23 protein-coding genes are annotated in these 23,877 nt (G+C 65.8%); 12 read left to right on the plus strand and 11 right to left on the minus strand.

The window, feature by feature from the left end:
- Positions 1-4: 4 nt before the first annotated feature.
- On the minus strand, positions 5-484 hold the full coding sequence (locus tag DID96_RS20375) for a carboxymuconolactone decarboxylase family protein (protein WP_124601061.1): 480 nt from the start codon (positions 482-484) through the stop codon (positions 5-7).
- A 242-nt stretch (positions 485-726) separates the two neighbouring features.
- Entirely contained in the window at positions 727-2,247 is a 1,521-nt protein-coding gene (locus DID96_RS20380) for a PLP-dependent aminotransferase family protein (protein ID WP_124601062.1), read from the minus strand.
- 195 nt (positions 2,248-2,442) lie between these two features.
- Here DID96_RS20380 and DID96_RS20385 point away from each other — a divergent pair, with 195 nt between their 5' ends.
- From DID96_RS20385 to DID96_RS20405, 5 genes are all read left to right on the plus strand, one after another.
- Complete coding sequence (locus DID96_RS20385) at positions 2,443-3,186, plus strand: SDR family oxidoreductase (protein ID WP_124601063.1); 744 nt, start codon at positions 2,443-2,445, stop codon at positions 3,184-3,186.
- A gap of 85 nt (positions 3,187-3,271) precedes the next feature.
- Positions 3,272-4,309 (plus strand): LysR family transcriptional regulator, encoded by a 1,038-nt coding sequence (locus tag DID96_RS20390; RefSeq protein ID WP_124601064.1) that lies wholly within the window; start codon positions 3,272-3,274, stop codon positions 4,307-4,309.
- Between the two features lie 279 nt (positions 4,310-4,588).
- Positions 4,589-5,476 carry an AraC family transcriptional regulator gene (locus DID96_RS20395; protein WP_124601065.1) on the plus strand — a complete coding sequence of 296 codons (888 nt, stop codon included), beginning with the start codon at positions 4,589-4,591 and terminating at the stop codon, positions 5,474-5,476.
- Positions 5,477-5,820: 344 nt separating this feature from the next.
- Positions 5,821-6,933 carry an alkene reductase gene (locus DID96_RS20400; protein WP_124601066.1) on the plus strand — a complete coding sequence of 371 codons (1,113 nt, stop codon included), beginning with the start codon at positions 5,821-5,823 and terminating at the stop codon, positions 6,931-6,933.
- A 120-nt stretch (positions 6,934-7,053) separates the two neighbouring features.
- Entirely contained in the window at positions 7,054-7,620 is a 567-nt protein-coding gene (locus DID96_RS20405) for an antibiotic biosynthesis monooxygenase (protein WP_124601067.1), read from the plus strand.
- Between the two features lie 22 nt (positions 7,621-7,642).
- Here DID96_RS20405 and DID96_RS20410 read toward each other — a convergent pair whose 3' ends face one another.
- Positions 7,643-8,812 carry an FAD binding domain-containing protein gene (locus tag DID96_RS20410; protein ID WP_124601068.1) on the minus strand — a complete coding sequence of 390 codons (1,170 nt, stop codon included), beginning with the start codon at positions 8,810-8,812 and terminating at the stop codon, positions 7,643-7,645.
- 177 nt (positions 8,813-8,989) lie between these two features.
- On the opposite strand from DID96_RS20410, the gene DID96_RS20415 reads away from it, so the two are divergent.
- The gene (locus DID96_RS20415) at positions 8,990-9,901 is read left to right on the plus strand and encodes a LysR family transcriptional regulator (protein WP_124601069.1); all 912 of its coding nucleotides are present in this window, start codon (positions 8,990-8,992) and stop codon (positions 9,899-9,901) included.
- Positions 9,902-10,111: 210 nt separating this feature from the next.
- Positions 10,112-10,933 carry an alpha/beta fold hydrolase gene (locus DID96_RS20420; RefSeq protein ID WP_124601070.1) on the plus strand — a complete coding sequence of 274 codons (822 nt, stop codon included), beginning with the start codon at positions 10,112-10,114 and terminating at the stop codon, positions 10,931-10,933.
- 43 nt (positions 10,934-10,976) lie between these two features.
- Here the strand turns inward: DID96_RS20420 and DID96_RS20425 are convergent, their stop codons facing one another.
- The 8 genes from DID96_RS20425 to DID96_RS20465 form a co-directional block, all read right to left on the minus strand.
- The gene (locus DID96_RS20425; protein WP_124601071.1) at positions 10,977-11,891 is read right to left on the minus strand and encodes an AraC family transcriptional regulator; all 915 of its coding nucleotides are present in this window, start codon (positions 11,889-11,891) and stop codon (positions 10,977-10,979) included.
- Positions 11,892-11,950: 59 nt separating this feature from the next.
- Positions 11,951-12,697 (minus strand): helix-turn-helix transcriptional regulator, encoded by a 747-nt coding sequence (locus tag DID96_RS20430; protein WP_124601072.1) that lies wholly within the window; start codon positions 12,695-12,697, stop codon positions 11,951-11,953.
- 278 nt (positions 12,698-12,975) lie between these two features.
- Complete coding sequence (locus DID96_RS20435; protein WP_124601073.1) at positions 12,976-13,278, minus strand: DUF4148 domain-containing protein; 303 nt, start codon at positions 13,276-13,278, stop codon at positions 12,976-12,978.
- 360 nt (positions 13,279-13,638) lie between these two features.
- Complete coding sequence (locus DID96_RS20445) at positions 13,639-14,556, minus strand: LysR family transcriptional regulator (RefSeq protein WP_124601074.1); 918 nt, start codon at positions 14,554-14,556, stop codon at positions 13,639-13,641.
- A gap of 71 nt (positions 14,557-14,627) precedes the next feature.
- Entirely contained in the window at positions 14,628-16,889 is a 2,262-nt protein-coding gene (locus tag DID96_RS20450) for a molybdopterin cofactor-binding domain-containing protein (RefSeq protein WP_124601075.1), read from the minus strand.
- Positions 16,889-17,389, minus strand: a complete 501-nt coding sequence (locus DID96_RS20455; protein ID WP_124601076.1) for a (2Fe-2S)-binding protein — start codon at positions 17,387-17,389, stop codon at positions 16,889-16,891. Before DID96_RS20455 ends, DID96_RS20450 begins: the two co-directional genes overlap by 1 nt.
- The gene (locus tag DID96_RS20460) at positions 17,386-18,669 is read right to left on the minus strand and encodes a c-type cytochrome (RefSeq protein ID WP_124601077.1); all 1,284 of its coding nucleotides are present in this window, start codon (positions 18,667-18,669) and stop codon (positions 17,386-17,388) included. Before DID96_RS20460 ends, DID96_RS20455 begins: the two co-directional genes overlap by 4 nt.
- Positions 18,670-19,012: 343 nt before the next feature.
- Positions 19,013-19,699, minus strand: coding sequence for a hydrolase (locus tag DID96_RS20465; RefSeq protein WP_124601078.1), 687 nt, complete (start codon positions 19,697-19,699; stop codon positions 19,013-19,015).
- A gap of 450 nt (positions 19,700-20,149) precedes the next feature.
- Here DID96_RS20465 and DID96_RS20470 point away from each other — a divergent pair, with 450 nt between their 5' ends.
- The 5 genes from DID96_RS20470 to DID96_RS20490 form a co-directional block, all read left to right on the plus strand.
- Positions 20,150-20,458 (plus strand): DUF1427 family protein, encoded by a 309-nt coding sequence (locus DID96_RS20470; protein WP_124601079.1) that lies wholly within the window; start codon positions 20,150-20,152, stop codon positions 20,456-20,458.
- Complete coding sequence (locus DID96_RS20475) at positions 20,451-22,343, plus strand: amidohydrolase (RefSeq protein ID WP_124601080.1); 1,893 nt, start codon at positions 20,451-20,453, stop codon at positions 22,341-22,343. The genes DID96_RS20470 and DID96_RS20475 overlap by 8 nt, the downstream gene beginning before the upstream one ends.
- Before the next feature lies 1 nt (position 22,344).
- The gene (locus DID96_RS20480; protein ID WP_124601081.1) at positions 22,345-22,791 is read left to right on the plus strand and encodes a DoxX family protein; all 447 of its coding nucleotides are present in this window, start codon (positions 22,345-22,347) and stop codon (positions 22,789-22,791) included.
- 40 nt (positions 22,792-22,831) lie between these two features.
- Entirely contained in the window at positions 22,832-23,758 is a 927-nt protein-coding gene (locus DID96_RS20485) for a glyoxalase (protein ID WP_124601082.1), read from the plus strand.
- Positions 23,755-23,877: DUF1275 family protein (locus DID96_RS20490; RefSeq protein WP_124601083.1), on the plus strand; the 123-nt coding region annotated here is incomplete at its 3' end. The genes DID96_RS20485 and DID96_RS20490, both read left to right, overlap by 4 nt.

Genomic DNA, 23,877 nt, shown 5'->3' on the forward strand with positions numbered 1-23,877 from the left:
GCCGTCACTCCAGATTGGCCTTGTCGAGACCGAACATCTTGTCGAACGAGCCGGGTACGATGCGGAACGCGACATTGAGCCGGTTCCAGTGGTTGATCGCGCCCACGAGGAACGTGAGGTCCGACAGCTCCTTCTCCGAATAGTGCTCGCGCACGCGTTCATAGAGATCGTCCGGCACGCCGTTGGCGGGAAGATGGGTCAGTACATCGGTCCATTCCAGTGCGGCACGCTCGCGTGGCGAGAATAGCGTCGACTCGCGCCAGATCGCGACGTGGTGCAGGCGCAGCTCGCGCTCGCCGTGAATCTTTGCCATCTTGATGTGCATGTCGACGCAGAACGCGCAGCCATTGAGTTGAGACGCGCGAATCTCGACGAGCTCGCGAACCGGCGCCTCGATCGTCGTCTTTTGGAACAACCCGTCGAGTTCGACGAGCTTCTTGGACAACTCCGGCGATTGCTGAAAGTAGTTGAGGCGTTGTGTCATGACGTGCGCTCCTGATCTGTCGGGATGACTATTGAACCTGCGTCGGGGGACGAAGGACCTGCTTGGAACGCATCGTAATCGCGCGCATGAAGGCCCGGTAGAGTCGGGAAGGTGCGCACGCTGTTGCCGTTTCGGCACCAATACGGCTGGCCGAGCAGTCGAGCGCGAACAATCTGCTCTATGCAAGCGCACTCGCGAATCTGCGCTCGGTGCTCATGAGTACGCCGCGTGCACGCGGCGCATCAGCCGTCGACGCACGCGCGCAGCGTATGTGCGAGGCGGCGCGCTTCGGCGGCATCGACGATGTTCGCGAATCCGATGATCAGGCCGCGTCGCGCGTGCTGTGTGCGGCCATTCGCGTACCAGATCGAAAGCGGCAGCACCGCGAGCCCCGCGTCGCGGGCGCGCTCGGCCACCGCGACGTCGTCGACCGGGCCGTCGGGGCCCTGCGCGAACTGCACCGCGAACTGGACGCCGCCTGCCGGCAGTTCGACGATCAACCGCTCGCCGAACGCCTGCTGCAATGCGTGCACGATCAGCATGCGCCGCTCGCCATATAGCGCGCGCATTCGCTTCAGATGCCGTGCGAAATGCCCCTGCTCGATGAAATCGGCCATGGCCGCCTGCAGGAGCGTCGGCGAGCCGGCATTCATGCTGCATGCCACGCGTTCGACGCGTTCCACCGCACGCTCCGGCACGACCGCGTACGCGAGTCGCAAACCGGGGTACATCACCTTGCTGAACGTGCTGCAGTAGATCACGTGATCGCGCCGGTCGAGACTCTTCAGCGCCGGCAGCGGGCGGCCCGCGTAACGAAACTCGCTGTCGTAGTCGTCCTCGACGATCCAGCCCGACGCCTTCTCGGCCCAATCGAGCAGCGCAACCCGCCGCGCGAGCGACAGCGTATGCCCGAGCGGGCTCTGATGCGACGGCGTGACGAGCGCGAAGCGCGCCTGTGCGTCCAGTTGCATGCCGCGCTCGACGTCGATTCCTTCGGCGTCCACTGGCACCGGAACGAGCTGCACGCCGGTCTCGGACAGAAAGCCGCGCGCGAGCAGATAGCCGGGATCCTCGAACCAGACGCGATCGTTCGGGCGCGCCAGGCTGCGCAGCACGAGTTCGAGCGTCGCGCGGTAACCGCCGGTGACGAACACCTGTTCCGGCACGCAGGTCACGCCGCGCGACAGTGCCAGATAGGTGGCGATGTGCTCGCGCAGCGGCCGGTAGCCGGCCGGATTCGGGTAGCCGAGCAGCGCGCGTTCGCCGCTCCGCGCACGCTGCGAGACGAGCCGGTGCCACACCTTGCGCGGAAACGCATCGAGCGCGGGAAGGCCGGGCTGCAGCGGGCGGGGCTCCCCGCTCAACGCGACGGCGATCGGCGGCTGGCGCAGCGGTGGTTGATGAACGTGCGATGTGCCCGATGCCGAAGGCGCGCTGGCCGCTTCGGCGTGTTGCGCCGGTTCGGCGGTTCGCGCGGGCGCGGGGCGTGTCAGCGATTCGGGCAGCGACGGCGAGACGAACGTACCGGCCGCGCCACGCATCTGCAGGTAGCCCTCGTCAACCAGGATCGTGTACGCCTGTTCGACGGTGCCGCGCGCCGTGTTCAGCTGCGTCGCCAGGCCACGTAGCGCGGGCACGCGATCGCCGGGACGCAGGTGACCGGCAGCGATCGCCGTTCTGAACCGTTCGCAGATCTGCAGATAGATCGGCTGTTGATGCCGGCGATCGATTTCGATGGTGAGGGTGGGCGCAGGCGCGGTCATCACGGTCTCGCGGGTGGGGGGCCGGGCGGATCCGGGATGGACCAGTCCGATCGACGATTCTTGGCACTTATCGATAGGACATGATTCTTCCACACTTGCGTCAAGCGATGCGACGGTTGTGGCCACGCCGATCCGATACGGCGCCCGCCGTGCACCGCTCCGTTCAGTGAAGTCCTTTCGTCAGGAGAATTTGCGATGAAGATCGTTGTAATCGGTGGTTCGGGCCTGATCGGCTCGCAGGTCGTCACGCTGCTCGGCGAAGCGGGCCATGAGGCGCTCGCTGCATCGCCGCGTACCGGCGTCAACACCATCACCGGCGAAGGCCTGACCGACGCGTTGACGGGCGCCGACGTCGTCGTCGACGTGGCCAATGCGCCGTCATGGGAGCCGCAAGCGGTGCTGGACTTCTTCCGCACGTCGGCACGCAATCTCGGCAAGGCCGAAGTGGCCGCAGGCGTGCGCCATCATGTTGCGCTGTCGATCGTCGGCTGCGACCGGATGCCGGAGAACGGCTATTTTGCGGCCAAGGTCGTGCAGGAACAGGCGATCGAAGCGGCGGGCGTACCGTACACGATCGTGCGCGCGACGCAGTTCATGGAGTTCATCGGCGGCATTGCGGATTTCGGCACGGAAGGCGGCACGGTGCGCATCGGCGACGGCCTGTTCCAGCCAATCGCCGCAGAAGACGTCGCGGCGATCCTCGCGCAGGTCGCGCTTGACGCGCCGCTGAACGGTACGGTCGAGATCGCGGGCCCGGACCGCGCGCCGTTTGCGCAGATCGTTGCGCGCTACCTGAAGTCGGTCGGCGACACGCGCCCGGTGGTGACGGATCCCGACGCGCGCTACTACGGCGGGCGCGTCGAGGAAAAGTCGCTCGTGCCGCTTGGCGATGCGCGACTTGGCCGCGTCAGTCTCGATCAGTGGCTCGAACGACGCTGATTCACGGTTCGCGTTCGCGGCGGTCCGCCGGCATGCGCCGGTGGCGAGCGATCGGGATGAACGGCATGTCTTGGGGGTATCGGAAATGAATCGATCGGATGCGTCGGAACACGACCTTCGTCTCGAGCTGCCGAAGCGGGCCGACGCGCTGTCCGCAAGCTTTGGGGCGAGCTATGCGGGGATCCTTGCATTCGTTGCGGTGGCGAGCGAGGGGAGTTTCACCAAGGCCGCCGAGCGCCTCGGAGTCGGTCGGCCGGCCGTGAGCCGGAACGTCCAGAAGCTGGAAGCGCAGTTGAGCACGCGGCTGTTCCAGCGGACCACGCGCACGACCGAGCTGACGAGCGAAGGCCGGCGCTTCTTCGAGAACTGCCATCAGGGCGTCGCGCAGATCGTGGAAGCGATGAACGAGATGCTGGATCTGCGGCAAGGGCCGCCGCGCGGCCTCGTACGTATCAGTTCGGCGGTGGGATTCGGCAGAAAGGTCGTTGCCCCGCTGCTGGAAAAGTTTGCGAAGGCCTATCCCGACATCGTCATCGATCTGCTGCTCGACGACGGGCTGGTCGACCTCGTGTCGGAACGGATCGACGTGTCGTTTCGCAACGGGCGCATCGAAGACTCCAGCATCATTGCCCGACAATTGATTCCGATGCAGATGGTGTTGTGTGCAGCGCCGTCGTATGTCGCGAAGAACGGCCTTCCGCAGAGCGTCGAGGAGCTGGCCGAGCACGAGTGCATCAACTTCCGCTTTTCCAGCGGCCGTGTATACGAATGGGAGTTCAACGTCGCGGGCCGCGTGCAAAAGTACCTGCCGACGTCCCGCCTCACGTTCAACGACGCGGATCTGGTGTTGCGTGCGGTTCTGAACGGATCGGGCATTGCGCAGATGGCCGGCTATCAGATTCGCGACCATCTCGCATCGAACGAGCTCGTCGTCGCGCTGGCGAATCATGTACCGGAAGATCGCGGCCACTATATCTGCTATCTCAGCCGGCAACATCTTCCGACGCGCATTCGTATCTTCGTCGACTTCATGACGGAACAGATACGTGCGCTCGACCTGAACTGCATGACCCGGTTCAATGCGGACAGTCCGGGTGTTTCGTGGGCGGGATTGGCGGCGTGAAGAATTCGTGACAGGAAAGACTGAGGAGGGCGCGGCAGCTAGCGTCCTGTCTGATTGATTTCTGGCGGAAAGAGCGCCGCTTGCGAAAACAGGCGGGCGAGGGTGCACAAGAGCACACAAAGGCAAGCCGAACGACATTTCTGAAAAAAGTGCGACTTTGTTCTATCGATGCTGCATCCGCACAACTATGCTTGCGCGTATGTCGTCTCCCGGGCGACGCGCTGGTCGGGCAGCGCGGCGCGCGGACGGGCGGAATCATGATACGAACGGAGCCAATCGATGAACGTGATGGAAGCAATGCCCACGAGCATCCGGGCCGCGTTCGACGGCGCGTCGATCGACTCGCTCGACGCATCGACGGAAATGCATGGCTTCGCAGGATTGACGCGAGTCCGGTACGACGCACCGGGCTTCGGCGCGGTCGCGCTCGCCGTGTTGCCGGATCAATATCTGATCCGGATGTCGTTGGCGGGCGAGCCTGGCGAGCCGCCAGCGGATGCAGGCAGACCAGTGACACGCACCGGCGTGTGGATCACGCGTGGTGGCGAAGGCTATCGCGCACGGCTGGACCAGCCGTTCGACCTTCTGTTCGCGTGCCTGCCGCGGTGCGCGCTGATTGAATCGGCACGCACGATGGGCCTGCGTGACGTTGGCGATCTCGATTGTCCGCGCGGCAAGGCCGATGCGGTACTGCAGTGCCTGTTGAGTGGCTTGCTGACGGCGGCCGGCAGCGACAGCCCGGCTGGCCCGATGCTCACCGGGCAATTGGCGCATGCGATCCAGCTTCATGTCGTCCAGCGCTACGGCACGGCGGAACGCGTGTTGCCGGCACGCGGGATGCTGGCCGGCTGGCAGGTCGAGCGTGCGAAGGCGATCCTCGCGGAGCATGCGAATGCCGAAATTTCGATTTCGCATGTCGCGAACGCCTGCGGGCTGTCGCGCAGCTATTTCATCAAGGCCTTCCGGCAGACGGTCGGCACGACCCCGCATCGCTGGCTGCTCGAGCACAAGATCGAGCGGGCGAAGCAATGCCTGCTCGCGCATATGGAGCCGATCGCGGATATCGCGCAGCAATGCGGTTTTTCGGATCAGGCGCATCTCACGCGCGTATTTACCAGCATGGTCGGCACACCGCCGGCGACCTGGCGGCGCGAGCGCCGCGAATAGTGTGTATCGTCGCGCCGCGCATTCAACGCTCGTGTTCGACCGCGTCGGCCCGGCGGCGCCAGGCACCCGGCGGCGTGCCGGTCAGCCTCGCGAACGCTTGCGTGAAGTGGCTCGGGCTTCGGTAGGAACGGAAGGCCTCTGTCTGCCGTTCGACATCTTGCGCAAAGGTGTGCGACTCGCAGCCGAGGGTGTCCTTGTCGGCCGCGTGTGCCGTGACCTTTGCCGTGTGCGCAACGCTGGATTGTGATGCAGGGGCATTCCGACGCGGAGGGCCGCGTCTTAACCTTCGTCTGGCTGCCGCCTCGTCGGCTTCATTTCTTAGCCTGAATGACTGGAGAACCCGAATGCACCCGCATCTCTTCAAACCGATCGTGATCGGCCGCCGCACGCTTGCGCATCGCGTTGCGATGGCGCCATTGACTCGCTCGCGCGCCGGCCAGCCCGGCAACGTACCGAACGCGCTGAACGTCGAATACTATCGGCAGCGCGCGTCCGCCGCGCTGATCGTCACCGAGGCGAGCCAGATTTCGCAGCAGGGGCAGGGCTACGCGTGGACACCAGGCATCCACAGCGCAGAGCAGATCGACGGGTGGCGAGCGATCAGCGACGCCGTGCATGCGCAAGGCGGCACGATCTTCCTGCAGTTGTGGCATGTCGGCCGCGTGTCGCATCCGGTGTTCCAGCCAGGCGGCGCGGCGCCGGTCGCGCCGAGCGCGATCCGCGCACCGGGCAAGACGTTCATCGTCAACTCGGCAGGTGGCGGCGAATGGGCTGACGTGCCCGAGCCGCAGGCGCTGACAGTCGAGCAGATCGCCGCGATCGTCGACGACTACCGGCGGGCCGCGCGCAACGCGATCGTGGCCGGGATGGACGGCGTCGAGATCCACGCGGGCAACGGCTACCTGATCGACCAGTTCATCAATTCGAACAGCAACCGGCGCACCGATGCGTACGGCGGTAGCCCGGAAAACCGTGCGCGCTTCCTGCTCGACGTGGTTGCGGCGGTCAGCGATGAAATCGGCGCGGACCGTGTCGCGGTGCGGCTGACGCCGATGGGGCGCTTCATGGGAATGGGCGACGACACACCGGAGCAGACTTTCGGTCATGTCGTCGAGCGGCTGAACGCGTGGCCGCTCGCATACCTGCACCTCGTCGAGCCGGCCGTGGTCGGCACCGCGAAGGACGACAACATCGATCCGCGCTGGGAGGCGCTGATGGTCGCGCTGCGCGATGCCTACGACGGCGTGCTGATGCTCGCCGGCGGCTATGACGCGGACAGCGCCGAGCAGGCGATCGCGAGCGGCCGTGCGGATCTGGTCGCGTTCGGCCGGCCTTTCCTCGCGAATCCGGATCTGCCTGCGCGGATCGCGGGCGGGCATCCGCTGAACACGCCGGATCCGGCCACGTTCTTCGGCGGCACCGAGGCCGGCTATACCGACTACCCGGCGCTCGCTTGATGACGAGCAGGCGACGGGCGCGGCATCATGCCCGTCGCAGTCGTCTCCGCAGTCGTCTCCGCAGTCGCCTCGTCCGCCGCGTGCATTGCGCGGCGGCCATCGCCGTCCACCGAGAGCACCATGAACCCGAGCACAGTCAATCCGCAAGACATCGTCACGAGCATCATCGTCCACGAAGTCGAAGCCGATGCAGCCGAGCAGTACGAAGCATGGCTCACGGACATCCGCGTCGCGTGCGCGGCATTTCCCGGTTACTTGAGTACCGACGTGATCCGCCCTGTCGGCACGAGCCGCGAATACGCGACCATCATCCGGTTTGCGGACTTCTCGAGCCTGAGTGCGTGGATGGAATCCGATGTGCGTCGCGAGCATATTGCGCGGATGCAGGCGTCGTTGCGGAAGGGCGACCGCTATGAGATCAGGACCGGGCTCGATTTCTGGTTCTTGCCGAAAAACGCGCCGGTCAAGGTGCCGACTGCATGGAAGCAGTGGCTCGTCACATGGAGTGCCATCCTGCCGCTCAGCATCGTCGTCCCCTGGGGCGTCGTGCCGGTGCTCGCGCACCTCGGCTTCGCCCGCGATTCGTTGATCGACAAGGCGGCCGTGACGGCGGCGATCGTGTTCCTGATGGTCTATGGGGTGATGCCGCGCTATACGCGGCTCGTTGCCCATTGGCTATTCAAGTGACGATCGCATTCACGCACAGCGCTCACGCAGTCAGACGCGCATCGCCGCCGCCCATGATGCGCGCGCCGAGCATCGTGCCGAGCTGCGCCAGTTGCTTGCCGTTGCGCCATTCCACGGTCTCCCACTCGGCTAGCGCATCATCGATCGCGTGACCGTGCATCTGCAGGCTGCGTGCGAGCGACACCGCGTTCGCAGCCGCCTTGCCGGAACCCGCGCCGGTATGCGGACGCGCGACGAACGCCGCGTCGCCGATCAGCGCCACGCGACCGTATACGAGCCGCGGCGCCTGGCAATCCTGGATGATCTGCAGGAACGGTGCGTCGGCCGCGTGGACGAGCGCCGCGAGCGCGGGCGCGAGTCGTCTCGACGCGTCGTCGCGCAGCCACGCGCGATACACGTCTCGCAGTGCACCGGGCGGGATCGAATGCGTGCGCTGCACGCCGTCACGGTCCGTTAGCGCCGCGTCCAGTTCGGCGCCGGCCGGCAGCGTCCGGTACCAGACCCAGTTCCAGCGTCGCTCGCCGGGCCGCGTTGAGCCGTCTTCGCCAGGAATCAGATAGGTGAGCAACTGATGGCCAGCACCTTCCTGGAACGTAAACGCATCCGCCAGCTGCGCGGTCGATTGCGGGTCGAGTGCGGCTTCCGGCACGAGCCCGCGCCAGGCGACGTAGCCGGCATAGGTTGGCTGCGCCGCGGGCTGCGCGCCGCGCAGCAGCAGTGCCCGGGTCGTCGATTGCGGGCCATCGGCGCCGATCAGCAGATCGGCGCGAATCCGTCTCCCGTCCGACAGTGCCACCTCGACGCCATCGCTGTGCCGAGTCATGTCAGTCAACGCGACACCCGCATGCACCACGCCATCCGGCAGGCTGCGCCTGAGCGTGTGGTACAGCACGCTCCACGCGGTCTGGGTCTGCGGCATCCGCTGCCGTGCGATGACCGCACCGCCTGCATCGAGAAACTGCCGGTCGCGCGATGGCACGCCGAGTGCACCCGCATGCGCAATGCCGGCGAAGCGGAACGCATCGAGCACGTCGGGCTGCAGCACGAGCCCGCCGCCACGGCTGTCGAGTTCGCTCGCCGACCGCTCGAACACGTCGACGTGCCAGCCGATCGCACGTAAAGTCGTCGCGGCGAACAGGCCACCGAGCGAGCCGCCGATGACGATCGCACGGCGAGGTGTCGTTGGGTTCATGGTCACGCTCCTTCAGGTAACGGGGATTGCGGCGTGGCCAGCACGCTGCCGCGCTATCGACGCGCGACATGCCGCCACCTGCCGAATCCGAATGGGCACAGCGTAGAGCGCGGCGGGACGATGCAGAATATCGGCTGGGCGCAAACCAGCGTTGCACGATCAGCAAAGGGAGAAGGTATGGACAAACTGCTCGCGCTACAGACGTTCTCTGTCGTCGCGGACACGGGCGGGTTTTCGAAGGCGGCGCGCCAGCTCGGCACTGCGACATCGTCGGTCACGCGCCTGATGGATGCGCTCGAAGCGTCGCTCGGCGTGACGCTGCTGACGCGCACGACGCGGCACGTGACGTTGACCGATGCGGGGGCGACCTATCTCGAACAGGTGAGTCGGCTGCTGTCCGAGCTGGTCGAGGCCGACGAGAGCGTCGCGGACGCGGGAGGCGAACCGGTCGGCACGTTGCGCGTGTCGGTGCCGGTGACGTATGCGCGGATCGTGCTCGGGCCTCACCTGTCGGCGTTTCTCGATGCGTATCCGCGCGTGTCGCTCGATCTCGTCGTGTCGGATGCGTTTCTCGACCTGGCGGCCGACCGGCTCGATGTCGCGGTGCGGATCGGCGTGCCGACGCAGGATCCGGGGTTGATCGTGCGCAAGGTGATGGACAATCGCCGCGTCGTCGTCGCAAGCCGTGCTTATCTGGAGCGAATGGGCATCCCCACGGCGCCGGCGGATCTGGCCGCGCATCACTGCCTGCGCTTTCCGTACCGGCAGGGCCGGCAGAGCTGGGTGTTCACGCGCGAAGGGCACACGGAAAAGGTGGGCGTGAACGGCAGGCTGACCGCGAACAGCCTCGACATCCTGCGAGACGGCGTGCTGAACGGCCAGGGGATCGCACTGGTGCCGACCTGGCTCGTGCAGGGCGACATCGTCGCGGGCGAGATGCGGTCGCTGTTCGACGCATGGTCAGTGCAGCCGGTGACGGGCGATGCGCAGGTTTATGCGGCATATCTGCCAAACCGGCGTCATTCGCGCAAGGTGCAGACCTTCGTCACGTTTCTCGCCGAACGGGTACGCGGGGCGCTCGCGGAATGAACGCCGCGCGCGGGCCGGTTCGAAGCAGCCTGCTGCCGGCCGTCGCGTCACGATGCGATGCAATCCGTGTCCGCATATCGCCCCGCGTTGCTCGACTGCATGCGGTGCGGCAATCGTTCAAATCAGGCGACTAACGTTCAATACGAATCCGCGTGGCGCTGAGATAGTGGGGTACGACAACCTGCTACACAAACATGACGGAGTCGGCAAATGGGTAATGTGGTGACGAAAGATGGCACGTCCATTTTCTACAAGGACTGGGGCGCGGGGCGCCCGGTGGTGTTCTCGCATGGCTGGCCGCTGAACGCGGATGCGTGGGACGCGCAGATGCTGTTCCTCGCGCAGCGAGGCTTTCGCGTCATCGCACACGACCGTCGCGGCCATGGCCGTTCCGGGCAACCGTCGCAAGGTAACGACATGGATACCTACGCGGACGATCTGGCCGCGGTGATCGATGCGCTCGACCTGCACGACGCGACGCTCGTGGGTCACTCGACCGGAGGCGGTGAGGTCGCTCATTACGTCGGCCGCCACGGTAGCGCGCGTGTCGCGCAGGTCGTACTGATCGGCGCGGTGCCGCCGATCATGCTGAAAACCGAAGCGTATCCTGGCGGCTTGCCACTCAGTGTGTTCGACGGCATTCGCGATGGTGTCGCCGCGAATCGCTCCCAGTTCTACCAGGACCTCGCAATACCGTTTTTCGGCTTCAACCGACCTGACGCGAAGCAGTCACAAGGGACGATCGACGCATTCTGGTCGCAGGGGATGACGGGCGGCGTGCTCGGCCAGTATGCGTGCATCCGCGAGTTTTCCGAGGTCGACTACACCGACGACCTGAAAAAGATCGACGTACCGACGCTGGTGTTGCATGGCGACGACGACCAGATCGTCCCGCTCGACAACTCCGGCCGTCTGTCCGCGCAGATCGTGAAGGACGCGACGCTGAAGGTCTATCCCGGCGCGCCGCACGGCCTGTGCGTGACCCATGCGGATCAGGTCAATGCCGACCTGCTTGCGTTCCTGAATGGCTGACGATGGCCCAGGTGGCGCACGTGATGGACGACGTGGCGCCACCTCATTCCGGAACGTGGTTTCGTGGCTGCCGTACTTGCCGCCATGCGCGTGGCGCGACGCCTGTCATTCGCGAGAACACACGCGTGAAATGGCTCTGATCGGCAAAACCGCACGAGATAGCGATCTCCGCGATCGGCAGCGCGCTGCGCGCAAGCAGATCCTGCGCGACGTCGATACGTCGGCGCGTCAGCCATTGATGCGGTGCGAGCCCGGTCGAGCGACGAAACGCACGGCAGAAATAGGCCGGCGACAGTTCGCACGCAGCGGCGAGTTCGAATATCGACAGGCCGTCTTCGAGGTGCGCATCGATCATCGCCTTCGCGCGCATTTCCTGCCACGGCGCGAGCCCGCCCGTCGTGCGCGCGTCAACGATGCGAACGCCGGCGTAGGTTGCAGCAAGATGACCATGCAGTGCGATCAGCAGGCCGTCGACGAACAATTGCGGCGCCGGGTTGCCCGCAAGTGCCGGGAGCAGCAACGTGCCGATCGTCTGAACGAACGGATCCTGGACGCCATGCGGAATCGCGAGTTCGCGGATCGCAACGCAGTCCTCCGCCGCGGCGATCCGCTGCAGCGAGCCCTCCGGCAGGTAAAACTGCAAGCAATCGAATGCGGTGGGCAGAAATGCGGAAGGCCGCGCGGCGAGGTCGACCACCGACACGGCGCCGCTGGCATAGGGGGCGACGCGTTCCGGTTTGCCGTCCAGCCACAGCTCGTGCTTCGGTAGCGGCTGCAGTTGAAGGCAAAGCACGAACGCGTTTTCCGGCGGGATCGGTTCGGTCAGATTGACCGCGCCCGGTGTGGATGTCAGGCGCGTGATGGTGACGTCAGGCGTCTGAAGCATCGAACTCCTGAGCACCGGCATTGGCGGCAGGTTGAAGTACTGTGCGGCATCGTCGCCGTATCGGTTGGACATCGTCGAATTCCTGCTGGTCGGCACAATTGAGCGCAGCGTGACCGCATCTGTCCGCCGGCTCAGCGCAACGGCGGGCGGGCTGGCGGGGATCGACGCGGCCTGGCCGGGCCGATGCCCGCTCTTGTCGGCCGCGATTGCGCGGCTGCCCGTCTCGATGCCTGCCAGGTACGCGGTGTGGTACCGGCCAGCTTGACGAATACACGCGTCAGATGACTCTGGTTCGAGAAGCCGCAAGCGATGGCGATCTCACTCAACGAACCGTTGTTTCGTATGAGGAGTTGCTTCGCATGTTCGACGCGCCGCCTTTGCAGCCAGCGCTTCGGTGTCTCGCCGGTCGCCCGCTTGAGCGCGCGCGTCAGGTTGCCGACGGTCATTGCCGATGCGGCGGCAAGATCGGCCAGCGAGAGCGAACTGCGCAGATTGGCATCGACATGGTCGAGCAACGACCGATACTGGCGTTCCGTCATCCCGCGGGTCCGGTGCTCGAACGAGCGCGTCGCGCTGCCTTGCCCGGTGGCGTAGCCATAAATCGCGACCAGCAATCCGTAGACAACGTCCCGTGTCAGCCCGTGCGGACGTGCCAGTGCGTCGCGCAGCAGCACGCAGAATTGGACCGAGATGGTGTCGCCACGTGATAACCGCTCTACCAGCCTGTCGAGTTCCTGCGCCCACTCGGGATCGGGCCGCCATGCGCCTTCGGCTTGCGGAAGCTGCGCAAGTAGTGCGGCTGCCAGTGACGCGAGTCGGGATAACTCGATATTCGACATGTGGAGCATGCGGTTGGGGTAACGGATGCGAAAGCGCATGCGCACATGTGATCCATTGCGCCGGACGGCCCGGGTAGCCCGCTTCGATGCATTGCATGATCGCGGGCCGGACGCAACCAGCCTTCGCGATCGATCCTAGCATGCGCCAAAATTCGCGACGCACGCAGTTGGCACGGGACGCTTCAGGTTGGGCGTCGTGGATTCTTCACACCTGAAGCGGCGCGTGGCGCGGGCACACGCTGCTCGTGACCCGCTTGTGACCCGCTCGTGACCCGCTCGTGACCCGCTTGTGACCAATTGGCACGTTAATTGGCACTTCATTGACCGAAGAAGATCGAATCGCGCGGCGATGTGTTCGTGCCCGACGCGTGGCCGACTTGCACGGCCGGCACCGCGCTGTGGCCGACTCCGCTCATGTCCTGCACGTGTACGCGGGCTTCGGCGGCCTCGAGTTGGGCAGGGTACGGCTCTTCGGGGGACGGACGATAACCAGCCTGTTCGAGCTGGGCCAGTTCCGCACGCACCTGCGCACGTGTGACCTGGCCGCTCGTCTGCGCGATCGCACCGAGGGAAACGGACAATGCCGCAGCCGCGGCAACGAGATGGACCAACGATTTCATGACGAGCTCCAGTGAAGGGTGGTTTCGGTGTCGACAGCATTGCCGCGCCCGATGAACCGCATCTTATGGGGCGGTGCGCGCCAGATAAATCTCGATCGGACTCACAAACTGTTACCGTCCGGAGAACGATGAGGCCCGTCCTATCGGGCGTTGCCAATGGGGGCATGCAATCGTGACCAATCCGGTCGGGCTATGAGAGCGGACGCGCGATCTGCCGCGGCGACGCGGTGTTCCAGCCGCGCCACGCGCAGCCGCCTGCGCTGAATGCCAACGAGATGATCCTCGCGTCCGAGCTGTGCGCGGGCGCATGACGCCGGGTTCGGCTGGTGTCCGCCCGCTTGACCGGCTATCCGCCGCCGCTCAGCAGCGCTTCCCCTGAAGTGTCGGGATCTGCGCGTACACGCTGGCCAGCCAGTCGACGAAGAGCTTCAGCTTGGCCGGTACGTGCCGATTCGGCGGATACAACACGGAGATCGGCCGCGGCGGCGGGCTGAACTCGGACAGAACCTCCTGCAACGCGCCGGATTTCAGATGCGGCTCGACGAAAAACAGCGTGGTCTTGATCAAGCCGAGCCCTGCGAGCCCGCATGCGATGTGGGTATCGGCCTCGTTGACCGCGACCGTGCCGCGCATCTGCACGATGTGTGTCTCGCCGTCGACGACGAAATCCCAGCTTCGCGGCCGGCCCGTGTCGGCCGACACGTGGCTGACCGCGATATGCTGGGTCAGATCGTCGATCGTTTCCGGCACGCCATATCGCTCGAGATACGCGGGCGACGCACACGTGCAGGTCGTGAGGCTGCCGATCCGCTTCGCGATCATCCCGGAGTCGTCGAGCGCGCCGACCCGCACGACACAGTCGACACCCTCGCCGACGAGGTCGATCTGGCGGTCGGTCACGCCGAGCTCCACCGTGATGTCCGGATGGGCAGCGAGAAAGGCCGGCAATGCAGGAACCACGATCTGCTTGGCCATCGCCGGTGGCAGGTTCACCTTCAGGCGGCCGCGCGCCGCGTTGCGCGAGTGGGACATCGACGCTTCCATGTCGTCGATCTCGCACAGCACCGCGACACAGCGTTCGTAATAGGCCTGCCCGTCCTCGGTCAGCGACAGCCTGCGCGTCGTGCGGTTCAATAGCCGGCAGCCGAGATGCTGTTCCAGCGTACGCAGCAGCGCGGACACGCGCGGCGTCGTCAGGCCGGACGTATCCGCCGCGCGTGTGAGGCTGCCCGTCTCGACGATGCGTGTGAACACGCGCATCGAAAGCAATGTATCCATGAGTGGCGGATCCCCTCCCGGTGGATCGTCGGCGCCGGAATGGCCCGGTTTGCCAGTGAGTTTTCGTGCGTTTACGTGTCGATGCGTTTCCTGAGCGCGTCGCCGGCGAACGGCATTTCGCGCATGCGCTGGCCAGTCGCATCGAAGATCGCGTTCGCGAGCGCGCCGGCGGTCGGCCCCATCGATGCCTCGGCCGCGCCGAGGAACGGCGCGCCGGGGCGATTGATCAGGTGTACCCGCAGGCTGTGCGGCACCGCCGAGAAGCGCAGGATCGGATAGCTGCTCCAGTCGAAGCTGCGAATCCTCTGCGTGTCGTACTTCAGCGCCTCGTACAGCGTCCAGCTCGCTGCCTGAATGATACCGCCCTCGATCTGGTTGCGGATGCCGTCGGGCGACACGATCTGGCCGGCGTCGACGGCCACGTCCGCGTGATCGAGTGTCACCTGGCCGGTTTCAGGAACCACGGTGATTTCGACCGCCATCGCGACATAAGCCATCAGGTTCTTGTACTTGCCGAACGCGAAGCCAACGCCACGATTGCGTGCGCGCGGCGGCCGCGGCCAGCCGAACCGCTTCGCGGCGAGCTGGATCACCGCGCGTGCGCGCGGATCCTGCATGTGGCGCAGCCGGAATTCGACCGGATCGACGCCGGCCGCGTGCGCGAGCTCGTCCATGAAGCTCTCGATCGTGCACACGTTCGTGTGCGCGCCGAGCGATCGCATCGCTGACGTCTGCAGCGGCATCGTCGGCGAGAAGTTGTTGACGATGTGCAGGTTCGGGAGTGCGTACAGCGGAATCGCGTTGCGGTCGCCGCCGCCCTCGGGCTGCGGCATCGGCGTCGACGGCGCGGACACGAACGGCGGCTCGAGCATCCGCGCGGGCAGCAGCCGCCCGGCATTGACGATCCGCTCGTTGTGCGAGCTGCTCCAGAGCGCATACTGCCAGTCGACGATATGGCCGCTTGCGTCGAGCGATGCGCTGACTTCGGTGACCATCGCGGGCGTGAAGTGGTCCCACGTGTGCTCCTGCTCGCGCATCCATTGAACGCGGATCGGCTGGCCCGGCATCGCAGTCGCGATCAATGCAGCGTGCGCGGCCGCGTCGTCCGCACCGTTGTGTCCGTAACAGCCGGAGCCTTCGGTGTGGATGCAGCGGATACTCGGCTTTGGCATCGACAGCATCTCGGCGAGCGCATCGCGCAGCGGATACACGCCTTGCGAGTGGGTCCATACAGTCAGGACTCCATTCTCGAGTTGCGCGACCGAGCATGACGGCCCGATCGAACCGTGCAGCAGGTAGTTCTTCCGGAAGGTTGCGGTCAATGTCTTCGTTGCCGGCGCGACCGCCGTGTGCGTGTTGGCGATCTCGATGCGTTGCGTCGAAATGCGCTTCAGCTCGTCGTGAACCTTCTCGCGGTCCGGGAGCGGGCGGCCAGGCGACCAGTGGCAGCCCGCGGCGAGTGCGCGCTGCGCCTGCACCGCCTGCCATTCGCCGCGCGCGACGACGGCGAGCATGCTGCCGTTACGGACAATCCGTACGACGCCGGGCATTCGCACGACGGCGGCCTCGTCGAACGACAGCAACTTCGCGTCATAGACGGGCGGCATCACGATGCGCGCGTGCAGCATGCCGGGCAACTGCATGTCCTGCACGTAGCTGACGCCGCCGGTGACCTTGTTCGGAATGTCGAGCCGGGGCAGCGACGTGCCGATCACCGTGAACGAGGCCGGATTCTTCAGCGGCGAAGTGGGTGAAGCCTTGCGATGCAGGTCGACGATTCGCACCGCTTCCCCGTAACTCATCGAGCGGCCGTCCGGCGCCTTGATCATGGCGTCGTTGACTGTCAGCGTACGCGCGTCGACGCCGAAGTGCTTCGCCGCGCCATCGACCAGCAGTCCGCGTACTTGCGCGGCGGCGTTCAGCAGTGCACTGCCGCTGTCAGCCATCGTATGGCTGCCGGCGGTCAGCCCTTCGTCGGGCGATGCGCCGGTGTCGGCGGTCAGGAACGTGATCAGCGAGGGCTTCACGTTCAGCTCTTCGGCGGCCACCTGCAAGAGCGCGGTACGCACGCCGGTGCCGAGTTCGACCTTGCCCGTGAACACGGTGATCTTGCCTTCCGGTGTGATCCTGATCCACGCGTCGAGCAGCGGATTGGTCTTCAGGCTGCCTGCCAGCGCTTGCGTTGCCTTCGATATATGCACGGCGGCGCCTTCGTCGGCGATCACTTCCTGCGCGATCGCGCGGGCGGCCGGCGCGAGGCTGAACGCGACGAACAGCGCGCCCGAGACCATGAAATGCCGGCGGCCTTCATCAATGTCGTCGTGGTGGCTCATCAGATCGGCCTGCTGATTGTGACGGGTGGGGACGTGCCTTCCGGTTCCGGCAGCCCGGCGACTTGCCGCACGGCCGCCAGGATCCGCATATGGGTACCGCAACGGCACAGATTCGGTTCCATGTGCGCGCGCAACTCGTGCTCGGTCGGCTTGGGGTGGCGTTCCAGTAGTGCCTGTGCGCGCATGATCATCCCGGCGATGCAGTAACCGCACTGCGCAGCCTGATGATCGATGAACGCGCGTTGCAGCGGTCCCGGGTGGTCGGCCGTGCCCAGACTCTCGATGGTCCTGACGCGACGCTGCCCGATGGCGGCGACCGGAATCAGGCACGAGAACATCGGCTTGTCGTCGACGATCACGGTGCACGCGCCGCATTGTCCGAGACCGCAGCCGAATTTCGCACCGTGCAGATGGAGGTCGTTGCGCAACGCATACAGGAGCGGGGTGGACGGGTCGATGTCGAGCGTGTGCTGGACACCGTTCACGGTGAGGGTAATCATCGCGCGCTGTCCTCCTTTCTGAGCTTCGCGGCCATGGTGTCGACGCCGGTCCAGGCGGGCTGGCCGGAATAGGCGCCGCGAACGTACGCGGCGAGATCCGCAATCTGCTGGTCGTCGTACTGTTCGATGAATGACGGCATGTAGTTGAGGGTGTCCTCGCCGTGCCAGCCGATTCCGTTGAACATCATCTGGATCGCGTTGCGCGGTGTATCCGCGCTGATAGCACTGCTGAATGCGAGCGTCGGCCGCTCGCCGATGGCCTGCATCGGCGATCCGGGCCCGTGGCACTGCGCGCACGACGCCTGGAACAGCGCCGAGCCGCGCTGCTCGGCGGGCGTCGGCGTTTTGCCTGCGACCTTCGTCATCACGGGTTGTGCCGTGGCCCCCGGCTTCTGAATCGACAGGATGTACGTCGCGATCGCCTCGACGTCCTCGACCGGCACCGTCGCAAGATCGCGCGTCACCGGCAGCATCGGCCCGGCGGCCGCACCGTGTTCGCTCGCGCGACCCGTGCGCAGATAAGTGACGAGCTGTGCCTGCGTCCACGGGTGCACTGCATTGCCGAGCGCATTGAGCGGCGGCGCTTCCCAGCCGTCGACGATCCCGCCGTCGAACGCCTTGCCGGATTGCTCGCCGCCGATCGCATTCAGCGGCGAATGGCAGGATGCGCAGTGCCCGAGGCCATCGACGAGCAGCTTGCCGCGATTCCACTGGGACGATTGCGTCGCATCGGGCTGGTATTCGCCCTTGCGCAGAAACAGGACGTTCCAGAATGCAACGGGCGGGCGGAAGTTCAGCGGGAAGATCAGCGCGTTCGCAGGCGTCGACGCGTGAACTGGCTCGCGGGTCATCAGGTACGCATAGGCGGCCGCGATATCGTGGTCGGAGATGCGTGTGAAATGGGTGTACGGAAACGCCGGATAGAGCTGGTGGCCGTCGCGCGCGATCCCGCTGCGCAGCGCGCGAGCGAACGCTTCCTGCGACCAGCGGCCGATGCCGGTGTCCGGATCGGGCGTGATATTGGTCGCGTAGATCGTGCCGAATGGCGTCGCGAGCGGCAAGCCGCCCGCGAACGGCTGGCCGTTATTCGCCGTGTGACAGACGACGCAGTCACCAAGCGCGACGACGCGCGCGCCCGCGCGCACGAGCTGCGGGTCGAACGACGCAGGCGCTGGCGCCGCGACCGGTGCGATCGACGGCTCGACCATGATGCCGATCGCGATCGCCAGGCCGACGAGCGCAATCCCGGCGGCGCCGAACCAGAGTCGTTTGTGTTTCATCGGATGCTCCAGACAGATCGCTGCGCGCGCTACGTCACGCCGGTTGCGCGCCGATCGGGCGATCGCCGGCACCGTGTGCGGCGGCGATCGACATACGTGCCACGGCCCGCACACGCTCGCCGCGACAGGCATGCCTGCTCGCGCGACTGCGAACGCGCGTGCAGGCCGCCGATGCCGCTGCTGCGACATACAGATGGCGGGATTTGATTGCGAGACGGGTACGTGGGGATACGCGGGGCGCTCGCCAAATGAGCGCCGCGTGCGGGCCGGTTCAAAGCGGCCCGCAGCCGGCCGTCGCCTCGCGTCGCCTCGTGTTGCAATGCGGCGGCCGGTGTCGCTTGCGTCAGCGTGCCGGAACGGGGGCGAGCGCCTCGTGCGGCGTTTCGGCGCGTTGCGGCGCCTTATGGACCATCGTGTACGCGTAGTCGACACCCATCCCGTACGCGCCGGAGTGCTCCTTCACGAGTTTCATCACCGCGTCATACGTATCGCGGTGCGCCCAGTCGCGCTGCCATTCGAGCAGCACCTGCTGCCAGGTGACCGGCACGACGCCGGCCTGGATCATGCGTTGCATCGCGTAGTCGTGCGCGTCCTTGCTGGTGCCGCCCGATGCGTCGGCGACCATGTAGATCTCGTAGCCGCCTTCGAGCATTGCGCACAGTGCGAACGAGTTGTTGCAGACCTCGGTCCACAGGCCCGATACGACCACCTTGTTGCGGCCGTTCGCCTTCAATGCGTCACGCACCTTCTGGTCGTCCCACGAGTTCATCGAAGTACGCTCGAGCAGTTTCTGCCCCGGGAACACGTCGAGCAGCTCCGGATACGTAAAGCCGGAGAACGACTCGGTTTCCACCGTAGTGATGGTGGTCGGGATGTTGAAGATCTTCGCCGCCTTGGCGAGACCAACCGTATTGTTCTTCAATACCTGGCGGTCGATCGATTGGACGCCGAACGCCATTTGCGGCTGATGATCGATGAAGATCAGCTGGCTGTTGTGCGGCGTGAGGACTTCAAGCTTCGGGTTTGCCATGGTGGGCTCCGTGATGATCCGGTATCGGGGAGGGTGCGAGCGGGTGACGCCCGACGGTGCGGGTCGCGGCTGCATCGCATTGCGATGCAGCACGCACTGCATGGGCGTGACCAAGCGCGCTGCCCGATCGACGAGGAGCGGCGCGACCAGCGTCCATGACACGACGAATGTTAGGTGGCCGATCACGCACGGTCTTGAACGATAGTGGCGAAATTTGTCGGCAAGTCGCGTGACGCGCGAGGCAATCCGTGTCCGCATGTCGCCCCGCGTTGCGTGATGGCATGCGTTGCGGCAATTGTTCAAATCTGGCGACTTACGTTCAATACGGATTCGCGCGGCGCTGAGATAGTGGGACATGAGTCGCCGCTCGCGCAGCGCATGCGTGGCGCCGGCGATCGCGTCGCACGTCCGCCCGGCGCATACGGGGCGGCATTCACGGAACCCTCAGTCATGAAAGTCTACGTTGCGTCACTCGCGATGGGCGTCCTCGTCGGCGTCATCTACGGCCTCTTCAACGTGCGCTCGCCGGCGCCGCCCGTCATTGCGCTGGTCGGCCTGCTCGGCATTCTGCTCGGTGAGCAGGTGCCGCCACTCGTGAAGCGTCTCGTCGCGCCCCAGGCGCAGCAGACGTCGTTCCTGCGGCACCAGGTGCAGCCGCACATGTTCGGCCAGTTGCCGACCTGCCCGAAATCGCCGGCGCCGACGGTCGCGTCCGCCGGTACCACCGAGACGAATCCCGGAGAACACCGCCATGGCTGAGAACACCGCGCATCCCGACCTGATCCTGCACCGCGGCCGCTTTGCGACGCTCGATCGCGCCAATCCGCATGCCACCGCCGTGGCGATCCGCGACGGTCGCTTCGTGCACGTCGGCGGCGACGAGACGCTGCAACTCGCCGGACCCGCCACGCGGACCATCGACCTGCAAGGGCGGCTCGTGCTGCCGGGGCTGATCGATAACCATCTGCACATCATTCGCGGCGGCCTGAACTTCAATATGGAGTTGCGCTGGGATGGCGTGCGCAGCCTTGCGGACGCGATGGACATGCTGCGCCGGCAGGTCGCAGTCACGCCGGCGCCGCAGTGGGTGCGCGTGGTCGGCGGCTTCACCGAGCACCAGTTCGTCGAGAAGCGCCTGCCGACGATCGAGGAACTGAACCTCGTCGCGCCGGACACGCCTGTGTTCCTGCTGCATCTGTACGACCGCGCGCTGCTGAATGCGGCCGCGCTGCGCGCGGTCGGCTACACGAAGGACACGCCGGAGCCGCCCGGCGGCGAGATCGTCCGCGACGCGGCCGGCAATCCGACGGGGTTGCTGATCGCAAAGCCGAATGCGGCGATTTTGTATGCGACGCTTGCGAAGGGGCCGAAGCTGCCGTTCGAATACCAGGTCAATTCGACGCGGCACTTCATGCGCGAGCTGAACCGGCTCGGCGTGACCGGTGCGATCGACGCGGGCGGCGGGTTCCAGAACTATCCGGACGACTATGCGGTGATCGAGCAGCTCGCGAAGGAGAACCTGTTGACGGTGCGCCTCGCGTACAACCTGTTTACGCAGAAGCCGAAGCAGGAGAAGGAGGATTTCCTGAACTGGACCGCAACGTCGCGCTACCAGGACGGCTCGGACTACTTCCGCCACAACGGCGCGGGCGAAATGCTGGTGTTCTCCGCCGCGGATTTCGAGGATTTCCGCCAGCCGCGCCCCGACATGCCGCCCGAGATGGAGGGCGACCTGGAGGAGGTCGTGCGCGTGCTCGCGCAGAACCGCTGGCCGTGGCGCATGCATGCGACGTATGACGAAACGATCAGCCGCGCGCTCGACGTGTTCGAGCGCGTGAATCGCGACGTCCCGCTGGAAGGGCTTCACTGGTTCTTCGATCACGCGGAAACGATCTCGGACCAATCGATCGACCGGATCGCCGCGCTCGGCGGCGGGATCGCGGTGCAACACCGGATGGCGTACCAGGGCGAGTACTTCGTCGAGCGTTATGGCAACGCGGCGGCCGAGGCGACGCCGCCGGTGAAGCGGATGCTCGACCGCGGCGTGAAGGTGTCGGCCGGCACCGACGCGACACGTGTCGCGAGCTACAACCCGTGGGTGTCGCTGTCGTGGCTCGCGACCGGCAAGACGGTCGGCGGCCTGCAACTGTATCCGCGCGCGAACTGTCTCGACCGTGAAACCGCGCTGCGGATGTGGACCGAGAACGTGACGTGGTTCTCGAACGAGATCGGCAAGAAGGGACGTATCGAGGCCGGGCAGCTCGCGGACCTGATCGTGCCCGACCGCGACTTCTTTGCATGCGCTGAAGCGGAAATCGCGGATACCACGTCGCTGTTAACGATGGTTGGCGGCAAGGTCGTCTACGGTGCCGGTCCGTTCGCGGAGCACGACGAAGGCGCACCGCCGCCGGCGATGCCCGACTGGTCGCCCGCGCGCACGTTCGGCGGGTATGCGGGCTGGGCGGACACCGAAGGCGGCGCTTCGTTGCAGCGTGTGGTGCGGGAGGCTGCGAGCGCTTGCTCGTGCGCGAACAATTGCGGGATTCACGCGCACCGGCACGCGAGCGCATGGAGCAGCAAGCTTCCGGTCGCGGATCTCAAGAGTTTTTGGGGTGCGCTAGGCTGCTCCTGCTGGGCAATCTGACATGACGACACTGACCGGCCGCGGCAATCCCGCATGGATCCGCGCGCTGCTTGCGCAGCCGTGGGTCCTGCCGCTCGCGCGTCTCGCGCTGGTGTCCGCCTATCTGATCGGCGGGGTCGGCAAGGCGCTGAACTTCGACGACGCGATCGCGGAGCAGGCGCATTTCGGCCTGCATCCGGCCGCGTTGTGGGCGGCGCTGGCGGTCGCGGTCGAGATCGGCGGCTCGCTGTGCGTGGTGTTCGGCCGCTTTACGTGGCTTGGCGCCGGCGGCCTCGGCATGCTGACGGTCGTCGCGATGCTGGTCGCGAACGATTTCTGGAACCGCTCGGGCGCCGAACATTTCATGGCGCTCAACAGCTTTTTTGAGCATCTCGGACTGATCGCGGCGCTCGTGCTTGCGACCATGCTTGGCGATGCGAAACATGCGGCCGGCGACAGCCGCGCCTGATTGATCGGACAGCACGATGAAACAACAACGGAATCTCACGATGAAAGCCATTCGCTCAACCTTGCTGGCCGTGATGATCGCGGGCGGCCTCGTCGCCGCGCCCGCGTCGTTCGCGAAGATGCCGGCAAGGACTGTGGCAACGACTGCGACAACGCCGTCGGTTGCCGTCGGCCCGCAGTACGACACGACGCACGTGTACGTCGCGCCGGAAGACTTCGACCGCTTCACCGACAGCTTCGTCGCGACGTTCGGCGGCAGCAAGTCGAAGCAGGGCGTGTTCCAGGTCACGCCGACGCCGAGCCAGACGATGTCGCAGCTCGTGTTCACGCCGTCGGGCACGATCTCCGTGTTCGGCTTCAAGACGCCCGTGCCGTACCCGTTCGGCGCGGAGCGCACGGGCTACCTCGTGACCGACATGGACGCGGCGGTGAAGTCGGCGCGTGCGCACGGCGCCGACGTGATCGTCGACACGTTCCCCGATCCGATCGGCCGCGATGTGGTCGTGTCATGGCCGGGCGGCGTGAACATGCAGCTCTACTGGCATACCGAGGTGCCGCATTACGATGCGCTGCAGCGCGTGCCCGAGAATCGCGTGTACGTGTCGCCGGAGCGTGCGGACACGCTGATCCGCAACTTCGTCGCGTTCTCGCACGGCAAGGTCGTGTCCGATGCACGTCATGCGCCGGGCGTCGAAATCGGCCGGCCGAACGACACCTATCGCCGCACACGCATCGAATCGGGCTTCGGCAAGATGACGGTGATCGCGACGGACGGGCATTTGCCCTATCCGTTCGGGCGGGAACTGACAGGGTATGACGTGCCGAATCTCGCGGACACGCTGCAGAAGGCGCAGGCCGCGGGCGTGACGGTGCTCGTGCCGCCGTTCACGGCGGACGGGCGCGATGCCGCGATCGTTCAGTTCCCGGGCGGCTATATCGCCGAGATTCACGCGAGCGCGTCGAAATGAAATCCGAGGACACGATCCTTGCTGCGATCGCCGGCTTCGTCGATACGCTCAGCTTCGTCGCGCTGTTCGGGCTGTTCACCGCGCACGTAACCGGCAACTTCGTGCTGATCGGGGCCGGC

The organism is Burkholderia sp. Bp8963, from assembly GCF_003854275.1.
In the GTDB taxonomy this organism is placed as follows: domain Bacteria; phylum Pseudomonadota; class Gammaproteobacteria; order Burkholderiales; family Burkholderiaceae; genus Burkholderia.

Coding starts and splice junctions, on each gene's coding strand:
- DID96_RS20375 (WP_124601061.1), bottom strand. CDS start 484: ATGACACAACGCCTCAACTACTTTCAGCAATCGCCGGAGTTGTCCAAG.
- DID96_RS20380 (WP_124601062.1), bottom strand. CDS start 2,247: ATGACCGCGCCTGCGCCCACCCTCACCATCGAAATCGATCGCCGGCAT.
- DID96_RS20385 (WP_124601063.1), top strand. CDS start 2,443: ATGAAGATCGTTGTAATCGGTGGTTCGGGCCTGATCGGCTCGCAGGTC.
- DID96_RS20390 (WP_124601064.1), top strand. CDS start 3,272: ATGAATCGATCGGATGCGTCGGAACACGACCTTCGTCTCGAGCTGCCG.
- DID96_RS20395 (WP_124601065.1), top strand. CDS start 4,589: ATGAACGTGATGGAAGCAATGCCCACGAGCATCCGGGCCGCGTTCGAC.
- DID96_RS20400 (WP_124601066.1), top strand. CDS start 5,821: ATGCACCCGCATCTCTTCAAACCGATCGTGATCGGCCGCCGCACGCTT.
- DID96_RS20405 (WP_124601067.1), top strand. CDS start 7,054: ATGAACCCGAGCACAGTCAATCCGCAAGACATCGTCACGAGCATCATC.
- DID96_RS20410 (WP_124601068.1), bottom strand. CDS start 8,812: ATGAACCCAACGACACCTCGCCGTGCGATCGTCATCGGCGGCTCGCTC.
- DID96_RS20415 (WP_124601069.1), top strand. CDS start 8,990: ATGGACAAACTGCTCGCGCTACAGACGTTCTCTGTCGTCGCGGACACG.
- DID96_RS20420 (WP_124601070.1), top strand. CDS start 10,112: ATGGGTAATGTGGTGACGAAAGATGGCACGTCCATTTTCTACAAGGAC.
- DID96_RS20425 (WP_124601071.1), bottom strand. CDS start 11,891: ATGTCCAACCGATACGGCGACGATGCCGCACAGTACTTCAACCTGCCG.
- DID96_RS20430 (WP_124601072.1), bottom strand. CDS start 12,697: ATGCGCTTTCGCATCCGTTACCCCAACCGCATGCTCCACATGTCGAAT.
- DID96_RS20435 (WP_124601073.1), bottom strand. CDS start 13,278: ATGAAATCGTTGGTCCATCTCGTTGCCGCGGCTGCGGCATTGTCCGTT.
- DID96_RS20445 (WP_124601074.1), bottom strand. CDS start 14,556: ATGGATACATTGCTTTCGATGCGCGTGTTCACACGCATCGTCGAGACG.
- DID96_RS20450 (WP_124601075.1), bottom strand. CDS start 16,889: ATGAGCCACCACGACGACATTGATGAAGGCCGCCGGCATTTCATGGTC.
- DID96_RS20455 (WP_124601076.1), bottom strand. CDS start 17,389: ATGATTACCCTCACCGTGAACGGTGTCCAGCACACGCTCGACATCGAC.
- DID96_RS20460 (WP_124601077.1), bottom strand. CDS start 18,669: ATGAAACACAAACGACTCTGGTTCGGCGCCGCCGGGATTGCGCTCGTC.
- DID96_RS20465 (WP_124601078.1), bottom strand. CDS start 19,699: ATGGCAAACCCGAAGCTTGAAGTCCTCACGCCGCACAACAGCCAGCTG.
- DID96_RS20470 (WP_124601079.1), top strand. CDS start 20,150: ATGAAAGTCTACGTTGCGTCACTCGCGATGGGCGTCCTCGTCGGCGTC.
- DID96_RS20475 (WP_124601080.1), top strand. CDS start 20,451: ATGGCTGAGAACACCGCGCATCCCGACCTGATCCTGCACCGCGGCCGC.
- DID96_RS20480 (WP_124601081.1), top strand. CDS start 22,345: ATGACGACACTGACCGGCCGCGGCAATCCCGCATGGATCCGCGCGCTG.
- DID96_RS20485 (WP_124601082.1), top strand. CDS start 22,832: ATGAAAGCCATTCGCTCAACCTTGCTGGCCGTGATGATCGCGGGCGGC.